Source organism: Nautilia profundicola AmH, from assembly GCF_000021725.1.
In the GTDB taxonomy this organism is placed as follows: Bacteria; Campylobacterota; Campylobacteria; order Campylobacterales; family Nautiliaceae; genus Nautilia; species Nautilia profundicola.
The window spans coordinates 581066-601726 of the sequence record NC_012115.1 but is presented as its reverse complement, the minus strand read 5'-3'; the positions used below and the strand labels follow the sequence as shown (position 1 = coordinate 601726).

21 protein-coding genes are annotated in these 20661 nt (G+C 29.9%); 3 read left to right on the top strand and 18 right to left on the bottom strand.

Annotation, left to right across the window (positions count from 1 at the left end; genetic code table 11):
- Nucleotides 1–5: 5 nt before the first annotated feature.
- Nucleotides 6–761: an SDR family NAD(P)-dependent oxidoreductase gene (locus tag NAMH_RS03365; protein WP_015902237.1), complete on the top strand. Its 756-nt coding sequence runs from the start codon at nt 6–8 to the stop codon at nt 759–761.
- On the opposite strand, the gene NAMH_RS03360 is transcribed toward NAMH_RS03365, so the two are convergent.
- From NAMH_RS03360 to NAMH_RS03345, 4 genes are read right to left on the bottom strand one after another with little or no spacing between them, the layout of a single operon-like run.
- A complete protein-coding gene (locus tag NAMH_RS03360; RefSeq protein WP_012663582.1) occupies nt 758–1525 on the bottom strand; it encodes a magnesium transporter CorA family protein in 768 nt (255 codons plus the stop codon). The genes NAMH_RS03365 and NAMH_RS03360 overlap by 4 nt on opposite strands.
- Nucleotides 1522–3222 carry an asparagine synthase (glutamine-hydrolyzing) gene (gene asnB / locus NAMH_RS03355; protein ID WP_012663735.1) on the bottom strand — a complete coding sequence of 567 codons (1701 nt, stop codon included), beginning with the start codon at nt 3220–3222 and terminating at the stop codon, nt 1522–1524. Before asnB ends, NAMH_RS03360 begins: the two co-directional genes overlap by 4 nt.
- A gap of 1 nt (nt 3223) precedes the next feature.
- Nucleotides 3224–5254, bottom strand: a complete 2031-nt coding sequence (locus NAMH_RS08965) for an EAL domain-containing protein (protein ID WP_012663741.1) — start codon at nt 5252–5254, stop codon at nt 3224–3226.
- Nucleotides 5251–6147, bottom strand: coding sequence for a cytochrome-c peroxidase (locus tag NAMH_RS03345; protein WP_015902372.1), 897 nt, complete (start codon nt 6145–6147; stop codon nt 5251–5253). The genes NAMH_RS08965 and NAMH_RS03345 overlap by 4 nt, the downstream gene beginning before the upstream one ends.
- A gap of 74 nt (nt 6148–6221) precedes the next feature.
- Between NAMH_RS03345 and NAMH_RS03340 the strand changes: the two genes are divergently transcribed.
- Nucleotides 6222–7007: a hypothetical protein gene (locus tag NAMH_RS03340; protein ID WP_015902034.1), complete on the top strand. Its 786-nt coding sequence runs from the start codon at nt 6222–6224 to the stop codon at nt 7005–7007.
- Here NAMH_RS03340 and NAMH_RS03335 read toward each other — a convergent pair.
- From NAMH_RS03335 to NAMH_RS03285, 11 genes are all read right to left on the bottom strand, one after another.
- Nucleotides 7004–8074 (bottom strand): hypothetical protein, encoded by a 1071-nt coding sequence (locus NAMH_RS03335; RefSeq protein ID WP_015902745.1) that lies wholly within the window; start codon nt 8072–8074, stop codon nt 7004–7006. The genes NAMH_RS03340 and NAMH_RS03335 overlap by 4 nt on opposite strands.
- Before the next feature lie 48 nt (nt 8075–8122).
- Nucleotides 8123–8629: a hypothetical protein gene (locus NAMH_RS03330; protein ID WP_015902447.1), complete on the bottom strand. Its 507-nt coding sequence runs from the start codon at nt 8627–8629 to the stop codon at nt 8123–8125.
- Between the two features lie 66 nt (nt 8630–8695).
- Nucleotides 8696–9592: a radical SAM protein gene (locus NAMH_RS03325; protein ID WP_015901811.1), complete on the bottom strand. Its 897-nt coding sequence runs from the start codon at nt 9590–9592 to the stop codon at nt 8696–8698.
- A 24-nt stretch (nt 9593–9616) separates the two neighbouring features.
- Nucleotides 9617–10141, bottom strand: coding sequence for a YqhA family protein (locus NAMH_RS03320; RefSeq protein WP_015902222.1), 525 nt, complete (start codon nt 10139–10141; stop codon nt 9617–9619).
- A complete protein-coding gene (locus NAMH_RS03315; RefSeq protein ID WP_012663748.1) occupies nt 10141–11172 on the bottom strand; it encodes an aspartate-semialdehyde dehydrogenase in 1032 nt (343 codons plus the stop codon). The genes NAMH_RS03320 and NAMH_RS03315 overlap by 1 nt, the downstream gene beginning before the upstream one ends.
- Nucleotides 11173–11181: 9 nt before the next feature.
- On the bottom strand, nt 11182–12297 hold the full coding sequence (locus NAMH_RS03310; RefSeq protein ID WP_015902013.1) for a sigma-54-dependent transcriptional regulator: 1116 nt from the start codon (nt 12295–12297) through the stop codon (nt 11182–11184).
- A gap of 333 nt (nt 12298–12630) precedes the next feature.
- A complete protein-coding gene (locus tag NAMH_RS08960) occupies nt 12631–13233 on the bottom strand; it encodes an LPP20 family lipoprotein (protein WP_187146597.1) in 603 nt (200 codons plus the stop codon).
- Nucleotides 13234–13279: 46 nt separating this feature from the next.
- Nucleotides 13280–15730, bottom strand: a complete 2451-nt coding sequence (gyrA, locus tag NAMH_RS03300) for a DNA gyrase subunit A (protein ID WP_012663881.1) — start codon at nt 15728–15730, stop codon at nt 13280–13282.
- A 42-nt stretch (nt 15731–15772) separates the two neighbouring features.
- Entirely contained in the window at nt 15773–16258 is a 486-nt protein-coding gene (locus tag NAMH_RS03295; RefSeq protein WP_015902295.1) for a ComF family protein, read from the bottom strand.
- A 61-nt stretch (nt 16259–16319) separates the two neighbouring features.
- Nucleotides 16320–16535, bottom strand: coding sequence for a hypothetical protein (locus tag NAMH_RS03290; RefSeq protein ID WP_015901756.1), 216 nt, complete (start codon nt 16533–16535; stop codon nt 16320–16322).
- 60 nt (nt 16536–16595) lie between these two features.
- Complete coding sequence (locus NAMH_RS03285) at nt 16596–17126, bottom strand: DUF3293 domain-containing protein (protein WP_012663472.1); 531 nt, start codon at nt 17124–17126, stop codon at nt 16596–16598.
- Nucleotides 17127–17170: 44 nt separating this feature from the next.
- Between NAMH_RS03285 and NAMH_RS03280 the strand changes: the two genes are divergently transcribed.
- Nucleotides 17171–17611: a hypothetical protein gene (locus NAMH_RS03280; protein WP_012663853.1), complete on the top strand. Its 441-nt coding sequence runs from the start codon at nt 17171–17173 to the stop codon at nt 17609–17611.
- Here the strand turns inward: NAMH_RS03280 and NAMH_RS03275 are convergent.
- The 3 genes from NAMH_RS03275 to gltX all read right to left on the bottom strand — a co-directional run bounded on the left by NAMH_RS03275 (nt 17601) and on the right by gltX (nt 20661).
- Nucleotides 17601–18779, bottom strand: coding sequence for a lytic transglycosylase domain-containing protein (locus tag NAMH_RS03275; RefSeq protein ID WP_228368696.1), 1179 nt, complete (start codon nt 18777–18779; stop codon nt 17601–17603). The two genes, NAMH_RS03280 and NAMH_RS03275, sit on opposite strands and share 11 nt — an antisense overlap.
- A 305-nt stretch (nt 18780–19084) precedes the next feature.
- Nucleotides 19085–19360 (bottom strand): YggT family protein, encoded by a 276-nt coding sequence (locus NAMH_RS03270; RefSeq protein ID WP_015902089.1) that lies wholly within the window; start codon nt 19358–19360, stop codon nt 19085–19087.
- Nucleotides 19357–20661 (bottom strand): glutamate--tRNA ligase, encoded by a 1305-nt coding sequence (gltX, locus tag NAMH_RS03265; RefSeq protein ID WP_012664021.1) that lies wholly within the window; start codon nt 20659–20661, stop codon nt 19357–19359. The genes NAMH_RS03270 and gltX overlap by 4 nt, the downstream gene beginning before the upstream one ends.

Sequence of the window (20661 nt, the reverse complement as noted above, 5' to 3'; positions counted from 1 at the left end):
TAAAAATGAATTTCATCGAAGGAAAAATAGCACTAATTACAGGAGCTACTTCCGGTATAGGAAAAGCAACAGCAAAAGCACTCAATGACATGGGAGTAAACCTGATACTTACAGGCAGGGATGAAAAAAAACTGAATGAACTCAAAAACATCCTTGACGTACAAACACTAACTTTTACATTTGATGTAAGAGACAAAGAAATGGTATCTAAAACAATAGAGGAGATTTTACAAATAACACATATCGATATTCTTATAAACAATGCGGGACTTGCATTGGGACTTGAGCCGATTGACGAAGGAAACCCTGAAGACTGGGAAACTATGATAGATACTAACATTAAAGGCGTTTTATACGTCACAAAACCGATATTTAAACATATGAAAGAGCGTAATGAAGGGCACATTGTTAATTTAGGCTCAGTTGCCGGTAAAACCGCATATCCAGGTGGTAATGTATATTGTGCTACAAAAGCTGCGCTTCATTCACTGAATGACAGCATGAATATAGATGCATATGGTACAAATATTAAAGTTTCAAATATAGCCCCCGGTGCGGTTGAAACAGAATTTTCAAACGTAAGATTCAAAGGTGATAAGAAAAAGGCAAAAAAAGTATATGAAGGATATACGCCGCTAAGTGCGGAAGATATTGCTAACGCTATTATATGTGTATTAAATACACCACCTCACGTAAATATACAGTATATGGATATAATGCCAACCAATCAGAGAAATCCGTATATGTTATATAGAAATTAACTCTTCATCATTTTCCATATAAAGAACACAAACGGTACTTCAAACAGTGCCGAAAGCCCTATAGCTTTTAATGTCCCCTGAGGATCTTGCGTAAACGGAAGCCCTCCCGTATTCATTCCGAAAAATCCAGTTATCAATGTCAGCGGCAGGAATATGGCCGAAAGAATAGTCAAAATAAACATGATATTATTCATTTTTTCATCCTGCTTTGCTTTAAAAAACTCATAAAGATAATCAAGCTTTTCAATTGCGTTTTTTGAAAACCTGAATGCCCTGTCTATATGTTCGGCCAAATCTTTAAAAGCAAGTTCATCTATACTGTTTTTATAATATTTTATAAACCTTTCAAAAGCTATTAAAGAATGCCCCATAAGTCTTTCGATTAATACAAGCTCTTTTTTAAATTTCAGCCAGTTATTTGAAAAATCCACTGGCATATCGTTTTCATACAATTCATCTTCCATTTTGGCAATTGCAATGTGAAGTTTGGAAATTTTTGCCAAAATTTTATCAATTCTTACATCAAGATATTCATATAAATCGCTAAAAGTACCTAAAAGTTCAAACTCTTTTGTTTTTCTGTCGTATTTATATATTTTATTATCTTTTATTAAAAAAGCATATGATATTACATCTACTTTGTCTTTTTCAATTAACGGTAGTCTCAAGATTAGTATGGAATAATCACTGACAACCTCAAAATCACTCGGATGGTCCTTATTTTCAATATCGTCAATTAAATATTTGTTTATTTCAAATTTCATAAAAATTCCTTTTTTATAAAACGACTGAAAAGATACAGACTCCAAAGATGCTGTTTGTATCTTTTGTGTCCTGTTTTTATTATCTCTTTTAAATATTCTTCATTAAATATTTTTGTTTCCCTGTTTACATCGATTATCAAACGGAGTTCATTCTCTTCTTTAAGCCATTCCAAAAACGGAAAAGCAAATCCTTTTTTGCGTCTTTTTACTATTTCCGAAGGGACGTGTTTTTTAGCAATTTCTTTAATAACCCATTTGTTTTTGCCTCTGACATCTTCAGGCAAAGAAAAAACGAAGTTTACCAAATTTCTGTCCAAAAACGGACTTCTGGCTTCAATATTGTTTGCCATAAACATTTTATCGAGTTTCATCAAAAGCACTTCACCTATCCATACTTTCAGATCAAAATACGTAAAATCAAAACTTCCCCATCTTTTTACAAACCTTTTATAATCAACTTCATGCGCGTATTTTTTAAGAGCTCTGTTTATTTGTCTTTGAAAAAACGTTTCGTTTATACCCCTAAACACAACCTCATCGGCAAAAAACCTCCTAAAAATTTCCCACTCTTTTATATCTTCCGGATGTCTTTCAAGATATTTTTTAAGCCATTTTTTATTTGGAAGATATGCATCAAAAAATCCAAGATATTCATTGTATCTTCTGTACCCTAAAAACAGCTCGTCACTCCCTTCACCGCTTAATACGACTTTTAAGGGTATGTTTTTGGCAAGGTAATTTGCGGGGAAAAAACTGCTGTCAGCCACAGGTTCGTCCATAGCAAAAAGCACGTTTTCAAATTCATCGAAAAAGATCTTTTTAGAATAATTTATTTCATAATGTTCGCTTCCGATATGTTCGGCCGTTAATCTTGCGTATCTTCTTTCGTCATAATTTTCATACCCGTCATAACCAATGCTGAATGTTTTTATTTTCCCATATTTAGACATCATTGCCGCAATAAGGCTGCTGTCAACTCCGCCGCTTAGAAGTGACCCTATCTCAACCTCGCCCATAAGCCTTTTTTCAATACTTTTCGTTAATAGGCTTTCAACTTCATCGCATACATTCTCCATTGTCCATTTTACATTTTCCATTCTCTCAAAGTCGTGCCATCTTTTGATTTCTCCGTCATAATAACATCCGGCCGGAAGTTTATATATTCCTTCATATATTGTATTAGGAGCAATAGAAGAATTATATGCAAGATATTCGCTAAGAGCCTGATAGTTTATCTTTTTTTCTATAAACGGAAGTATCGCTTTTATTTCACTCGCAAAAATACCTTTTTTCGTAAAATATAGAGGTTTTTTACCGAATTCATCCCTGAAAAGATAAATCTTTTTATCATATACGGCAATTGCAAACATTCCTTCAAGTTTTTGTACAAAATCGACTCCGAACCTTATCCATAATTCATAAATAGTCTCTACCTCCGTATTAGTGTTTAATCTATATTCACTTATCAGTTTTTTATAGTTATAAATTTCTCCGTTAAACATAACAACAATACCATTTTTATATAAAGGCTGAATATTTATATTTCTGTTTTCTATGGAAAGTCTATTAAAACCAAATGTGCCAAAAGGAGTTTGGATTATCTTTTGATTATCATATCCTCTATGAGACATTAAATTTAACGCGTATTTAAACTTGTCCGTTTCAATATTATTTAAAATTCCAAGTATCGCACACATATCACAACCTTAAATTTTCAATGGGTTTTGGCTCATCAAGAAAATACCCCTGAAAATATTCTATATTCATTGATTTAGCTATCTCAAATATTTTTTCATTATGTATAAATTCCGCAACAGTATGCAAATTGTTTTCTTTTGCAAAAGAAACGATTGTTTTTAACACGTTACGGGATGTTTTGTCTTTGTCAATATTTTTTATTATACTTCCGTCAATTTTAATAAAATCAACATTCAAATTTAATATTCTTGAAAAGTTTGAATAACCGCTTCCAAAATCATCAATTGCAAACGTTACTCCCCTTTGTTTCATCATATATATAAATTCGCTTAATTCATCATAATTATCTATTTCGCTCTCTAAAATTTCAAAAGTAATTCTTTTAGCTAAATTTGGATTATTATTTAATCGCATATAAATAAAGTTTTTTATATCCTTATTATTTATATCTTCCAATGATAAATTAATGCTTAAATTAACTTTTTGGTTTTTTTCCAGCACATCAAAAGAGTCTTTCAAAACCTGAAATGTTATATGATGATACATTTTTATTTCTTTGGTAATCTGCAAATAAGGGAAAATACTCACAATTTTATTTCCTATTTTCACCCTACATAACACTTCATATTTAAAAATTTTTTTATCTTTATCGAAAATTCCTTGAACATATGTAATTAAATTACCGCTTTGTATAGCCCTTCTTATTTCTTGGGCTTTTTGTAAGTTGATTTTAATCTGTTCTTGAAAGCTATCTTTATATATAATTATCTTATCTTTTATATCCTTTTGTGCTCTTTTTAATGCTATATCTGCATTTTCCAAAAGAGGAGGTTTTGTAGAAATTCCGGCACTTAGTGTAATACTAAGATCTAATTCGGGCAATAACAATTTAGATTCCACTTGTTTAATAAACTCTTCTGCAATTACAGACACTATTTCAATATCATTACTATGGACTAAAAGTGCAAACTCGTCAGCCCCTATTCTATATGCTTCAGTTTCATAAGGAATAATTTTTTTGAATTTCTCTAATTCTTTTGCTAAAGAAATTAATATCATATCGCCTATTTCACTACCTAAAAAATTATTAATACTTTTAAATTTATCTATATCAAAAATAATCAATGACACCTCGTTTTTATTCTTTACGTCCATTTCAAATTTAATTCTATTTTTTAAAGATGTCAACTGATCATTCTGTGCTAAAAACGTAATTTTTTTAATTGTTTCCTCTAATCTATAAACTAAAATGATCAATAAAACAAATAACACCGTTATTACAATTACAATAACTATCATGACATCTTGAAAATATCCGACTTTTTTATTGGTATCTTTCAAATACATTTTTAAAACCTGATTAACAGTTTTTAACGATTTGTAATTAAGCACTTCGTTTAAAAGTTTAAATTCTTTAGGGTAGTATTGAAGAAGTAAATTTAGGTTATTTAAAAAAGCTTTGTTGAACGGGTCGGTAGGATCAATCAGTTTTTTTACTTCATTTACATTTATATTCTTTAAAATTTCAATATCATTGCTTCTATGCAACAATATAAGCTTTGAAACTATATTAAGTATTTTATACCTTGAATATTTTTGACTCATTTTTACTTGCGTAATTGCATTACTGAGAAATATAATAGCATTTTTTGTAGGGACTAAATACCTTAAAAACTTATAAGTTAACATCTCTTTATTTTTAAAATCTTTTTTATAAATTTCTAATTCTTTATAAGTATTTTTAAATTTGTTTTTAAATTCATTATCATTCAAAAGATTTTGTATTAATTTTTTTTGTTTTTTTATCGCATTAACAATATCATCATTACTTTTATATAAATATATACTTGATTTTAATATTTCATAATTTAATTTATCTTCATTTCTTTTAAGCATATTCAATTTATATAAAACATCATTGCTTGTAGTAAAATAATTTTCGGAAACTCTATGGAAATAATATACAAACCCTACTATCAAAAAACCGATTATAAAAATTAAAACAATTTTTAAAGAAACCGCCTTTTTCATCTTTTAATTTCCCCGGTTAAAGTTTTTAAAAACACTTCGATATCATTTATGTCTTCAGCAGGTATATTTATTCCTAAGTTTAATTCCCCCATTAACTTTATAGCTTCTTTAAGAGTTTTAACGCTACCGTCATGAAAATAAGGATATGTTTTTTCGACATTTCTTAAACTTGGAACCCTATAAACGTACATATCATCTGCAGACTTTGTAACATAACTTCTGTCTAATCCTCTTATAAATTTAATATTATTTAAAAAAATACCCAGTTTTTGATAAGAATTTGAACCGACATTAATTCCGTTATGACATGTTATACATCCGTACATTTTAAAAATATAATACCCCCTCGTTTCCTGCTTACTTAATTTTACCCTTCCTAATAAATATTTATCAAATTTAGAATTTGGTGTTATTAAGCTTTTTTCAAACTCAGCAATTGCATTGGCAATTTCATTAATAGAAGGTTTTTTATGATATATTTTTTCGAACTCTTGAACATACTTTTTTTCACTTCTTACAACATTTTCAATTTCAGAAACTGTTAAGTTATGTTCTTTTTTATCAGTTAAACTACTAATTACTTGCTCTTCAAGTGTTTCGCTTCTCCCGTTCCAAAAGTACCCGGCATTAAATATTACGTTATACACACTTAATGAATTCATCGGTTTATCAACAACTCCCCCCGTTCCAATAGAAAACCTTCTGTTATCAACTCCGTAACGTTTTAAATTATGACAAGAAGCACAACTAATATCTTTATACTTTGATAAACGTTTGTCAAAAAAAAGTTTTTCCCCCAATTTCGCTTTAGAAGTATTATATTTTACGTAATGTATTGGAATTATTTCAAATGCATATAAATAAACAGCAAAAAAAATCAAAAATATCCTCATTACATCACTTTTTGTAAAATTATAACAAACATACAACATATAAATGTGATAAAATTCCGTAAAAAAGGTTTGAAATGAAAGATATCTTTAAATATACATTTTTGACAGTCGCGGAAATTAAGAAATTCTTATTGGTAATAATATTGGTTTCAATCCTGTCAATCATACAAGCATACCCTGTTATAAGTATAGTTTCATTTATTTTTGAAAAATTAATTTATTTAAGTATAGGTGTTTTATTGATCTATTTGATAAGAATAACGGATAATGACAAAGAATATTTTGCAACACTCGAAAAACAGCCATTTAGCACATTTTTACTGCACTTTATTCCAAGTGCAATGGGAATAATGCTCGGAGGTTTCATAATAGTTACACTGTTTGCAACATTTTTTATTATTATTTTAAAATTCACAGGTTCAATTTTTATATTAGCAAATCCTCACGACTTTTTACTTGCGGTTTCAAAAACTTCTTTTATTACTAAAGTATTGTTAGGATTTTTTAGTGTATATCTTTTATTTTATTCTTACGTCTTTTTAGGAAAACTTGGAGAAGCTTTAAGTAAAGAAACATTTAAAGAAAGCTTTTTAAGTATTATTTCAAGTATTATAGATTTCAAATTTTGGATAAAAACGTTTAATCTAAAATATGTAGTTATTTATTTCGTTTGGAGCGTACTAACAAGTATTATATATACAATTATTGCTTTTGCGTATCTTTTTTATATTTTTCCGTTAATACTCAATCACCCTAATATGACGATAATTATAATACCCCTTCTTGTGGCTATTACAACAATAATGACATATTTTACTTTTTTTAGTGCATACTTTGCATACAAAACCACAAGAGATTAAGCGATATCCATCGCACTTTGTGGTTTTTCTTCTAAAATTCTTATATTCTGAGCATATTTAGGAACTTCGACTATTTTAGTTTTTGTAACTTTTCTTGCAGGAAGATGTATTTCTTTTCCTCTTACATGAATAATAGTAGGGCTTATTTCCATTTCGTACGTTATTTTAATACCCCAAACTTTATTTCCAAATCTATTTTTATATTCTCCCGGTCCTTCAATTTTTATATTTTCAGCATTACTTGGAAAATATATTCTTTTTGCATATTCTCTTTTTTTCTCAGGATGATAATATACAAGCCAAAGAACTCTTGCACCACCTTTATATTTCATTTCTGTAGGAATATATGTGTTTGCTTTCTCTTCTTCTTCTAAAAGTTTGTCTAAATAATTTTCTGCTGTAGTTTCAAAATCATTTTCACTTATGGATTGATAAAATCTATCCCAATTATTTACTTGTGCGATAATATTGATTAAATTAACACTTCTTTCTTTCTCAGTATTGATAAGAGCATCTATTGCAGATAATATTCCTTCATCAAAATGTACTTTAAAACTTTCAAGATAAGGTAATGTTGATAATATGTCCACAGCCTTTTTCAGTTTATCAAGACATTCAACATTGTCACACAATACGGCGGCTTTTCTAATTTCACAAAAACTATTTCTTAAGTCTTCAAGTATTTGAACACTGTTTTGTAATGTAAAAATAGATTCAGTAAGTTCACTTACAACCTCATCAGGTATTTTTTTAAGTTCTTCTTCAATATCTATCTCTTTTTTCCACGGTTCATACGTTTTATTAAAGTTTTTATACTGTGATACATAATTTGCAGTTTTAACTGTTGCTCTATTCTCTTTTAACGCAACATCTCTTACCTCTTCTATTTTATCCCCGAATTTTTTCTTCCAGAACGGTGAAAATGTCAAAGTACATAAATAATCACTTCTTTTTTTTAAGTCAGTTAATTCCGCAGCACTATTTACTACTAACATTTCGTCACGTATCAAACAATTAATTCTGCTTATATCTTCTACACTTTCAACTTTCCCGTATAATCTACCCATTTTCCCCTCCTGTTTTTTATATATTATATCAGAAAAGTTGAGTTAATGTCAATCAGCTTTATTAAATCTTTTCCTTGATACAAATAAATATATTAAAGCAACCGCCGGAACAATACTAACTCCAAATAAAAAACTGATATAATCAAATATATTATTTTTACTTAGCCATAAAAACCCCGCTATTAAGGCTATATATCCTGCTATTCTTAAAAAATTAAATCCGCCTTTAAAATAAAACAAAACAGCTTCATACCATTTAAGTTTTCTATTTTTATATTTTTTTAAATCTTCTTCTTTGATTTCATCTTCATCATCATCAAGGTTGTAAGGATCCTCGTATTTTTTCAAAATATCCTCACCTACATTACCATTTTGAATTTGTGCCCTTACCATATTTGAATAACCAATAAAACTACCTAAAATAATTAAACTGACACTAAAAAAAGCTATTTGTGTATTATAAAGCCAAATCATATTATTTTCTAAATAACAAAAAACAACAATACCCACATCTACAGCTATTAACACCCTCAAGACATTCAAAAACTCTTTCATTTATATCCTTTGATGATTAAATTATGTGATTATATTATTTACTTAGTTATTAAACTACAAAATAATTTAAACGATAGCTTTATAAAATTTAACTCCGCCTACCCATACCTCTTCAATTAAATTTTCTTTCATTATGTCATTAAAGATTCTCTGTGTATGTTCGTCAAAAATATTTTTTATATCCGTTTCGCTAAAAGGTCTTTTTTTTAATGTTGTAAGTAAAGCTTCTTTATTCAAGTTTTCTACTTTAAAGTTGATTTTTTCACGTGTAGGAATAAAAATATGCTGGTTATGAATTTTTGTAGAAAGTTCGAATAATCTATCAATTGAGACACCCTCCACATTATATGCCGGAGGTCTGTCGATAGTCGAAATATCCACTCTGTCTGGTTTAATCTCTTTTAAAACTTCATTTATTTTCTCAAACTCTTCTTCTTTATCATTTATACCTTTTACAACAAGGATTTCAATTATAAGCTCACCTTGATATATTTTTCTAAATTCAATCATACCTTGTATAATATTTTCAATTCTTACATCTTTATGAGGTCTATCGATTTTTTTAAATATTTTTGGCGTTACAGCATCTAAAGACAGCTTGACAATATCAAATTTACAAAGTGTTTTTTGAATTCTTTTATTGTCAATTGTTGATGAATTGCTCAAAATTAAAAGTTTTTGATTTTTAATTAAGTTTACAAGCTCGTCAAGATAAGGATAAAGTGTGGGTTCACCGTTGCTTGTAATGGTTAAAACCTCAAAATCAAATTTCTTTACCGCTTCATTAATTTCTTTTAAAATCTCCTCGGGTTTTGGAGGGTTATCATATTCATTTACAGGTTTTGCAGGGTCAAGTTCGCAGTATATACAGTCAAAATTACATCTTTTTTTATCAGGAGAGAGATCGACTCCAAGACTCATACCAAAACGCCTTGAAGCCACGGGACCGAATATGTACTTCATATATCACCTCAATTGTTATATTTATTAATGCTCACCTTTATGCATATAATAAAGTGCTAATGCAAGGGCTAAAATACTACCCGCAAGATATAGCATTTCTATAGGAGTTGCAAATTCCATATGCATAACTCTTTTAAAAAATCCGACAATAAGAACCATTACTACAACTTTTCCGAGTTTGTCTTTAAGTTCGTCTAAACTGTGAATAGCAAGTATTTTTTTTCCTACTTCACTATTTTCAGCATCATCTATTTCACTGATAAACAGTTCATAAATCCCAAATGCGAAAATTAATAACACAACAGCTATTAAATATAAATCAACAGCACCTATTATTTTACCTATTAATATTTCATGGAAATTATTCGGATGATAATTACCAAAGAAAAACAGATAAGTTTTTTTTGCAATCATTACAATATCATAACTTGCAACAAAAAAAAGAACAATACTTCCAATCATCCCAAAAACCACAGCTAATATGGCAATTAATCTACTTCTCCAAAGTCCGCCTTCAAAAAGGGCCTCAATAATTCCTCTTTTTTCCATTATTTGTCTCCCTCCATTTCTATCCATTTTTTAGCGATTCTCACTGCATTAGTTGCAGCACCAACTCTAATTTGATCCGCTACATTAAAGAAATGTAAAACTTTTGGATCATATAAATCTTTTCTGATTCTTCCCACATAGACATAATCAGTATCTGTTGCTATTATTGGCATAGGGTATTCGTTTTTTTCCGGATTATCAACCACTTTTACATCTTCAAAATTTGCGAGTACTTCTCTTGCTCTTTCAACGGAAACTTCTTTTTCACAATAAATTGTTATTGCTTCACTGTGACTTCTAAGTACAGGTACTCTCACACATGTAGGAGCCACTTGAATATTAGAATGCATAATTTTATTAGTTTCATTTACCATCTTCATCTCTTCTTTAGTAAATCCGTTATCCATAAATTTATCAATATGCGGTATCACGTTTAAAGCTATTTGATGTTGGAAGACTTCCCTTTCTTCAACTTTTTTATCAAGTTTAAAGTTAAAAACTGCTCTCATCTGTTCAAACAGCTCCTCCATACCTTTTTTACCTGCACCGCTTACCGCCTGATAAGTAGCTACGTCTACTCTTTTAATACCAAATTCTTTGTGTAAAGGTGCAAGAGAAATAACCATCTGTATAGTTGAACAGTTAGGGTTGGCAATAATACCTGTTTTTTTCCATAAAACTATATCTTCAGGGTTAACTTCCGGAACAACTAAAGGTACATCCGGATTCATTCTAAAATAGCTTGTATTGTCAATAACTACCGCACCCGCTTTTGCCGCACACGGAGCAAATTTAGCGCTTACACTTCCGCCTGCAGAAAAGAAAGCGATATCAATTTCTTCTTCTTCAAAAACCTCACAAGTTAATTCTTTTACTTTAAGTGTTTCTCCTTTAAACTCTACTTCTTTACCTACACTTCTCGCACTTGCTAAAGGAACCAACTTTTTAACCGGTAAGTCAAATTCCTCTATAACTCTTAATAACTCTTCTCCTACTGCCCCTGTAGCTCCTGCTATTGCAATATTATACATATACTCTCCTTATATTAAAATCAAATCTTTTTTTTCTATAATTTCATTATCACTTAAAATTACTGCCCTTTCAATTACATTTATCAATTCTCTTATATTTCCGGGCCATTCATAATCAAGTAACGTTTCTTTAGCCTCATCACTTAAAATTTTATTTTTAAATCCGTATTCTTTAACGGTTTTTGTCAAAATGTTTTCGGCAATTGGAATTATATCGTTTTTTCTCTCTCTTAATGGTGGTATTTTTATAGGAATCGTATTTAATCTATAATATAAATCTTCCCTGAATTTGTTATTTTTAATCATTTCATCAATATTTTGATTAGTTGCACTAATAATTCTAACATCAAGTTTTATAGGCTTTGTACCACCTAATCTAAAAAATTCTTTTTCTTGTAATATTCTTAATAATTTCGCTTGCAAATTATAAGGCATTTCTCCTATTTCATCTAAAAAAAGTGTTCCGCCTTGAGCTAATTCAAAAAGACCGGGTTTACTTTGGGTAGCATCGGTGAAAGCGCCTTTTTCATATCCAAACAATTCACTTTCAATCAAATTTTCAGGAATTGCGCTCATATTCACTGCTATAAATTCTCCCCTACCTGAATTCATGTGTATAAATTTCGCAAATTCTTCTTTCCCTACTCCACTTTCACCAAGCAGCATAACATTGACCATAGTGGGAGCAACTTTTTTTGCCATTTCAATTATTTTTTTGGTATTTTCATCGACAGCGATAAATTCAGGCTTAAATTCTGCTTTTTTACCTTTTGTTTTTTCTTTAACTTTTCTTTTTCTCTCAATAGCAGCTATTAAATCTTCTATTTCAAAAGGTTTTGTTAAAAAGTCTTTAACACCAAGTCTCAAGGCTTCTATGGCTTTATTAAGAGTTGCATTTCCGGTAATCATAATAACGTCATATTTGCCGCCAAGTTCTTTTACAAATTCTATGCCGTCCATTTTAGGCATTGTGATATCACTTATAATCAAATCAATACTGTCGTCTAACTTTTTAAGAGCATCTAATGCGTGTCTAAATTCAACAACATCATATCCCTCGCTTTTAAGCGCAAGAGATAAAGATTTTCTCATATTAATATCATCTTCAACTATGGCTATTTTCATTAATCACCTTTTAAATAAAAGTATGCTACTTGATTTTTTATAATGATATCAAATCTGTGAGGTAAAAAAACTATTTTAACTCTATCATTCTCTAAATATTCGGCATTTATTATTGTTTTGTATTTCAAAAGATTATCAATAATCTGATTTTTATATTTTGCGCATATTTCTATGGGATCTTGCGCATCAACATCGAGAGTAAATAATAATTTATTTTTGGCAGAGCTGCCCGTTAGAGTTTTAGAACATTCTAATTTTGAAGATATTAATAATGAATTTTTAATTACAGCACTATATGAAAGATAATAATCAGCAAAAAGAAAAAGGGGAAGGCTAATTATTGTTAATATATTTATTCCATTTCCTTACATCAAGTTTTACACTCATTATTACTGTATAAATACCGTCTTTAAAGCTTTCTTCTTGTATACAGGCTCCTCTTATAAGTCCGTAAACATCGGTTCTTACTTCAGAGTTTTTAAGCATTAAATCTCTCACTGTTTCTCTACCTTTAACTCTAATACCGTACATTTTTTCCGCAAGAGCTCTATATGCGTCTGCTATAGCAGCTCGTCTCGCCATAACTTTCGCTTGAGGAATACTTTGAGCGTTAGTAGGAGCCACTCCCAAACCTTCTACCTGAAGTGTAACAATAGAACTTTTTTTAAGTACGGGCGAATTTTCAATTGTGGCATCAACATTAATAGAGTTTATATCAACTGTGTCCTTTTTCACCTGTTTTTCTGATGTATCGCTTTTAGGCGCCGGCTGTTGAACAGGAGGTAAAATATTAACTTCATTTTTGATAACCTGTTGAGAATTATACGGTTGCGGCTGTGATTGTTGTGTATTAGCAGTCTGTGCAGGAGTATCACTCGTTGTAGCTGCACAACCTAAACTAAATAACGCTAAAGACGCAATAATAACTTTTTTCATTCTTAAGCCTTTTTTGTTTTCAATATCGGCATATTTTAAAAAAATTTTACTCTTCATCGTCAAAAAGAGTCCCTTCTTCTTCTTTTTCGCTCGGAGTTTTCGCAAGTGAAACAACTTTATCACCATCATCAAGTTTCACAACTCTTACACCTTGAGTGTTTTTACCTGTTTTGCTTATGCTATCGATAGAAACTCTTATCATTTTGCCACTGCTCGTAAGTACCATAAGATCATGATCTTTTTCAGTTGCAACAACACCTACAAGATCTCCTGTTTTATTTGTAAGTTTCATGGCGATAACACCTTTACCGCCTCTGTTTGTAAGTCTGTAAAGGTTTGCTTCGGTACGTTTTCCGAATCCTTTTTCGCTAAGTGTAAGAATTTCTTGGTTTTCATCTTGAAGCGCAAGTGCTCCAACAACTTCATCACCTTCAATTTTAAATCTTATACCTGTAACACCTCTTGCTGTTCTACCCATTTCCCTTACGGTATCAACAGGGAATCTGATTGCCATGCCTTTTTTAGTAACGATAAAGAGTTCTTTATCGCCCGGTTCAACAATTTTAGCTGTTACAAGCTCGTCTCCCTCATCAATTGTAATAGCTCTAACACCTGTACTTCTAATGTTTTTAAACTCGCTTAAATTAGTTCTTTTCACAATTCCGTTTTTAGTAAAGAATGCTAATGATTTACTCTCATCAAAATCTTCGGTTTTGATTATAGTCTGTATTTTTTCGTCTTTATCAAGATTAATAAGATTTACTATAGCCTTTCCTTTACTTGTTCTGCTACCTTCCGGAATTCTATAAACTTTCAGCCAGTGAAGCTGTCCTCTATCTGTTATAATCATTAGAGTGTCATGTGAATTTGCTACATAAAAGTCTTCAATAAAGTCATCTTCATAAATCGTAAGGGCTTTTTTACCTTTACCGCCTCTGTTTTGTCTTTCGTAAGCTTTTAGAGGCACTCTTTTTACATATCCTCTGTGAGTGATTGTTACAACCATCTCTTCGTTAGGGATTAGATCTTCTATATCGATTGCGTCATAATCCTCTTCGATGTTTGTAAGTCTTGGAGTCGGATATTTTTTCTTAATTTCAAGAAGTTCGTCTTTAATAACTCCGTTTAGGATATTTTCGTCTTTAAGAATTGAATTTAGATATTCGATTTTTTCCATAAGTTCTTTATATTCGTTTTCAAGCTTTTCAACTTCAAGCGAAGTAAGACGTGCAAGTCTCATATCAAGAATAGCCTGAGCCTGTACGTCAGTAAGCTCAAATCTATTTATGAGATTTTCTTTTGCTTCTTTCGTATCGTTTGATTTTTTAATAATTTCTACGACTTCATCTATATTTGCAAGCGCAATTAGTAAACCTTCTAAAATATGCGCTCTTTTTTTAGCTTCTTCAAGTTCGTAAATTGTTCTTCTTATAACTACTGTTTTTCTATGTTTGATGAATATGTCAAGAAGTTCAAACAGATTGAAAAGTTTCGGCTGTTTGTCATAAATTCCCAGCATATTAATACCAAAGCTTACTTGCATTTGAGTATGTTTATAAAGGTTGTTTAAGATTATTTCGCTCATTGCGTCTTTTTTAAGCTCAATTACAACCCTGATTCCTTCCCTGTCACTTTCATCTCTGACTTCGCTGATACCTTCAACAACCTTATCTTTTACCAGATCACTAATTTTCTCAATCAGTTTAGCTTTATTTACCTGGAAAGGAAGTTCGTCTATTACGATTACTTCTTTGTTCCCTTTGTGTTCAATATGGTGTTTCGCTCTTATTTTAATGCTTCCTCTTCCCGTTTTATATGCTTCGATAATCCCGCTTTTACCGAAAATAGTACCGCCTGTAGGAAAGTCTGGCCCTTTTACAAACTGCAGTATATCTTCGAGTGTCGCGTCTTTATTGTCAATCATATAAATTAGAGCGTCAATAAGCTCTTCAAGATTATGAGGAGGAATGTTTGTCGCCATACCTACGGCGATACCACTACTTCCGTTAACAAGAAGGTTTGGAAACCTTGCTGGTAATACTACAGGTTCTCTTTCAGTTCCGTCGTAGTTCGGAATAAAATCAACAGTATCTTTATCTATGTCTTTTAATAATTCTTCAGCAATTTTAGTAAGTCTGGCTTCCGTATATCTCATAGCCGCGGCATTGTCACCGTCAATGCTACCGAAGTTCCCCTGCCCGTCAATAAGAGGCATTCTCATAGAAAACGGCTGAGCCATTCTTACAAGTGCTTCATAAACCGCACTATCTCCGTGAGGATGGTATTTACCTATAACATCCCCTACGATTCTTGCAGATTTTTTATATGCACTTCCGGCTGTTATGCCCATTTTATGCATTGCATAAAGTATTCTTCTATGAACTGGCTTAAGTCCGTCTCTAACATCCGGAAGAGCACGTCCGACAATTACACTCATTGAATATTCAAGATAGCTTTTTGAAAGAGTCTCTTCAATACTAACAGGAATTACTTGCATTAATATCCTTTAATTTTCATTTTTGAGATATATTATACCAAATTATTTCTTCAAATTTGCCAAAACAACGCTCAAAGCAACATTTACTCCGTTTTTTTTCAGACATTCTTTAGCCTCATTTAATGTAAGGCCTGTAGTGGAAATATCATCTAATAATATAACATCAATTTCTTTTGGACCGGTATATTTAAAATCTCTCGGATTGTTTAATCTATATTCTAAAGATTTACCTGCATATTTGGTATTGTTTTGTGAATGTAGGACATGATATATTGGCGTAACATATGAATTCTTCATACTTTTAGCCATTATTGCGGTATGAGAGAAGCCTTTGTCGATTTTATCATCTATAGGTATAACATAAAACGAATCTTTAATCTCTGATGCAAACTTTTTTAAAGACAATCCGGATAATATTTTAAATATCCTATGACCGAATTTATCATATTTATATTTAATTAAATGTTCAATACTTTCATAATCATAAAAAGAAACTATATTGTTATTCTTTCTTATTTTAGGTTTCAAATATCTCGATTGACACTTTTGACATATTACCTCAAAAGAAAATTCATCACATGATATACATTTAAAAATCGTCTTCCTTTTTTTTACCGTATTTAATCAACAAATATATTGCTATAACCGCCCCTAAACTAAACAATGCTGCACCTGAATAAAACACTTTGTCATTACCGGCGGCGGTTCCGCCCATTATCATTCCTATTGCCATAAACATTATAAATGCCGCACTTACACCCATTATCTCCGGTAAAGTAAACTTTCTATTTTTATAATCCTGCATTGTTATCCTTTATATTGTTTTAGTTATTTTGAATGTTTCCATTTCAACAAAATTTAAAATTTATTTATAATGTTTTTTATATTCGTATTTTAATATATCTTTCCCTGTATCACACTCAGTAATCGAAATATATTCACCGCTATTATAAAATATTGAATACTGGTCAAATTTTTTAGCTATATTGAGAGCCTCTTCTTTTTCAATATCATAAATTATAAAAGATTTTTCACTATAATCAAACAGCTCTCCTATGCTTAAATAACTTTCATAACCGAAAGCTTTTATGACGCTTTCAAGTTCTGTATTTCTTAAAAAATTCAAAAAATCATTGTATATCATACCTTTAGGGTTGTATGCGGTAATGATAGCAAACTTTCTTTTTAACGTTTCAACATTTTGCGGTAAAAATTGAAATGAGATCCACTCTCTTCCACTCAAAGAATGAATCATAAATTTTGTATATTTTAAATAATCCTTATATTTCTTTTTAAAATCAAGAACAATTTCGCCGTCTATAAGCAATGCGTCTTCCGCTTCATCATAAATACATTTGCCTATATAATCTCCTATACCAATTACATTAAATCTCAATAGAATCCTTTTTTTGTTATAATTTAATCAAAAAAGGTATATAAATGAAAAACATTTTATTAATATTAATGTTATTTTTTACAGGTTGTAGCATTAAAACAGCTCTTAAACAAGACCCTTTATATGAAAAAACGTTAACTTATACCCAAAGAGGACAAATTATAAACTCTCTCGAAACAAAAGCCTTAATTGACGCCGTATATCTCAACCCTCTTTTTAAAGACAAATTTAAAAACCCTACTTTTTTAATAGGCGTTTATAATGATTTTGACAATACTTTAAATAATGAAGAGTTTAATTTAACACTAAATGGACAAACTCCTGTAAAAATAACCCAAAACATACCTTCTTTTATTTTATATAAAAAATTTCCTTTTTACAATGAATGGATGAATTATTATATCGTAGAATTTAATGAAACACAAAAACCTTATATATTAGAATATAAAAGCAAACATTGGGGAGAAGTTAAGTTTACTTTTTAAGAATTTTATGAAGAGTGATATTATTGTCACCAAAAATATGGCTGTATATAACATAATTAGCTATAACTTTTTTACCATACTCCCTACTCTCATCGTACGGTACAAGCTCCATACTTAAAAAAGGTTCATATTTACCTTTGTATTTAAAATAATTTTTGACTCTTCTGTTTACAAAACCTATTCCTCCATTATAAGCATATGCAACCATTAACGGATCATGAAGTTTTGAAAAAAGCCATTTAATATGCTTGACACCAAGTCTGATATTCTCCTTATAATCAAACTGATTAAAAACATTTGAATTATAATCCCTAATTAAAAACGGCATTATTTGCATTGTTCCCAATGCATAACTTCTACTTACACTTGCAGGTACAAATCTGCTTTCCTGTCGTGCAATACCGTAAACAAATGATTTTAATGAAATGTTTTTATCTTCATATATATTTGGAGTAATAAATAAATTATATTTAAATTTAAAAGCTTTATCTAAAACAAGCGCTTTTAATGCAATACTTTTATCCGAATCCAGCTCTTTTGCAAAAGTAAACAGATCTTTTCTTTTTTTGAATTCATCCCAAAACTTAAGCACTTCCCACGGATTTGTCTGATTGTATTTAGGTGATTTGACAGAATTGTAAATTATATTGGTTTTTATAAAAAACTTTTTCCCGGCTTTTTCATATGCAAAAAGTGTATAAATATCAATCCGTTTATTGTTTAAAAGTTCTTGAAATGCTGCATTATTGCCTAATTGCCACATCCAAAAATATATTTTTGTAGTTTTTTGTTTTATTGAATAAAGAACTTTTTTTGCCAGCTGTTCGTTTTTGTTTTTTAATGCGTTAATAAAAAGCCACCATTTAATCTTATCATCAAAGTTTTTATAATCTAAACCCATTAACGACTTTTGAATTTTAGGAAGGTCGTTCAACACAGCATATTTTACAAACAGATAAAAATAATTATCTTCAAACAATGTAAAATCATTAATAATTTGATCAATTTTTTTATCGGGGTAATTTAAAATAAAATAGTATCCTAAATCCCTGTCTTTAAAAATGAATGAAAAATTATTATTTAAAAAAGCAAAAACAGCCTTTTTTACTTTTCCTTCCGGAAGATGATTATACAAGTATTTTAAATCGTCTTTTTTTAATTTCGACATTGTTTTTAAAGACAACCCATTATTTAAAATACAACTAATATTCACCTTCCTTAAGTATTCCGGTTTTACATTAACACACATATAAATATCTCTAAATATTGGACTTTTTCGTGATAAAATTCTTAAATGTTTAAAAGGTTTCGGCTTATATAAAGAACTATAAGCTTTATAAGCTAAAGTAGTCGAATTGGTTTCTCTCATAAACTCTGTTAAATAAAAATCTCTTACATAGCTTTTAGGATGCGTTAAAATTTCTGAAAGATTTAAAGAAAAAAGAAAAAGAGGAAATAATAAAAAAAGAAGCCTCATAACGAAATAATAATATTATTTATTAAAATTTGTAAAAATTGTAGAGCTAAAATTAATATAATCGGAGCAATATCAAAGCCTCCGAATGTTGTCGGGATATATTTTCTAATCCATCTGTACACTGGTTCAGTCACATTCCAAAGAAATCTCACTATAGGATTATATGGGTTTGGCTGAACCCAAGTTATAAGTGCCGCAATAATAACAACCCACATATATAAATTTATAACGATTGATATAAATTGCAGTATAGAAACTAACAATGCATTCATCTATACTCCTTTATTATCATTTTAAGATATGGTTTCATTATAGCATATAAGTCTTTAATTTCCGGTCCTTGTTTTGAACCTACCATTAACATTCTAAGAGGCATGAATAACTTTTTCCCTTTAAGTCCGGTGTTATTCATAATTCTGTTTTTAAAATCGTTATAATTATCTTCAAATTCGTTATCCAAAATCTCTTTTTTAAGAATTTCTATCTCATCATTAAATTCATCAAATTCTTTTTTAGTAAAAATGTTATCTAATTTCTCTTTTAATTCTTTAATTGTTGAGACTTCATCAAGATACAGTTTTGCCAACGGTTCATACTCTTCATGATATCCTATATATCTTGTAAGTTTTTCTATTTTTTTCATATGTTCTTTATTGATAAATCTAAGTTTACCCAAGTCAAATTTAGCAGGTGCACGTGAAATCTTAGTAATGTCAAAAAACTCAATTGCTTCTTTTAACGTAAAAATTTCTTTTTCAAAGCTATTACCTAATAATATTAAATAATTTGCAATAGCTTCCGGCAAAAACCCTTCTTCCAAAAGCCACTTAACAGAACTTGCATTGTCACGTTTGCTCATTTTTTTACCCTCTTCATTCAAAATGATAGGTAAATGAGCATATTTAATTTCTTTATCATATCCTAAAGCGTCTCTGATTGCTATCTGTTTTGGTGTATTACTTAAGTGATCCTCACCTCTGATTACAAGTGAAATATCATAAAGCATGTCATCAATAGCACATGCAAAATTGTATGTCGGCGTAAAATCTTTTCTCATAATAATAAAGCTGTCGATATCAAAAGGAGAAAAATCAAAATCACCTTTTATTAAATCATTAAATTTAATATTTTTTTCCGGTTTTTTTAACCTAACAACAAAAGGTGTTTTTTTATCAAGATATTTTCTAATTTCAGTTGATGTTAAATTCTCACACTTACCACTGTATCTGTAAGGCCTTTTTTCAATTTTTGCTTTTTCTCTTTGAAAATTAATTTCTTCTTCATCACAAAAACAAACAAAAGCTTTTTTATCGTCTAAAAGCTTTTTCGCCATTTGTTGATGCATATGTAAATTAGCGGACTGATAAACCACATTATCATACTCAATACCAAATAAATGCAGTATATCAAGTATTTCTTTATCTTTACCTTCAATGTTTCTTTCTTTATCCGTATCTTCTATTCTAATTAAAAGTTTTTCATTTTTTTGTTTGGCTATTATATAATTGAAAATAGCAACTCTTAAATTTCCAATATGCATATCTCCTGTTGGACTTGGTGCAAACCTTAACAT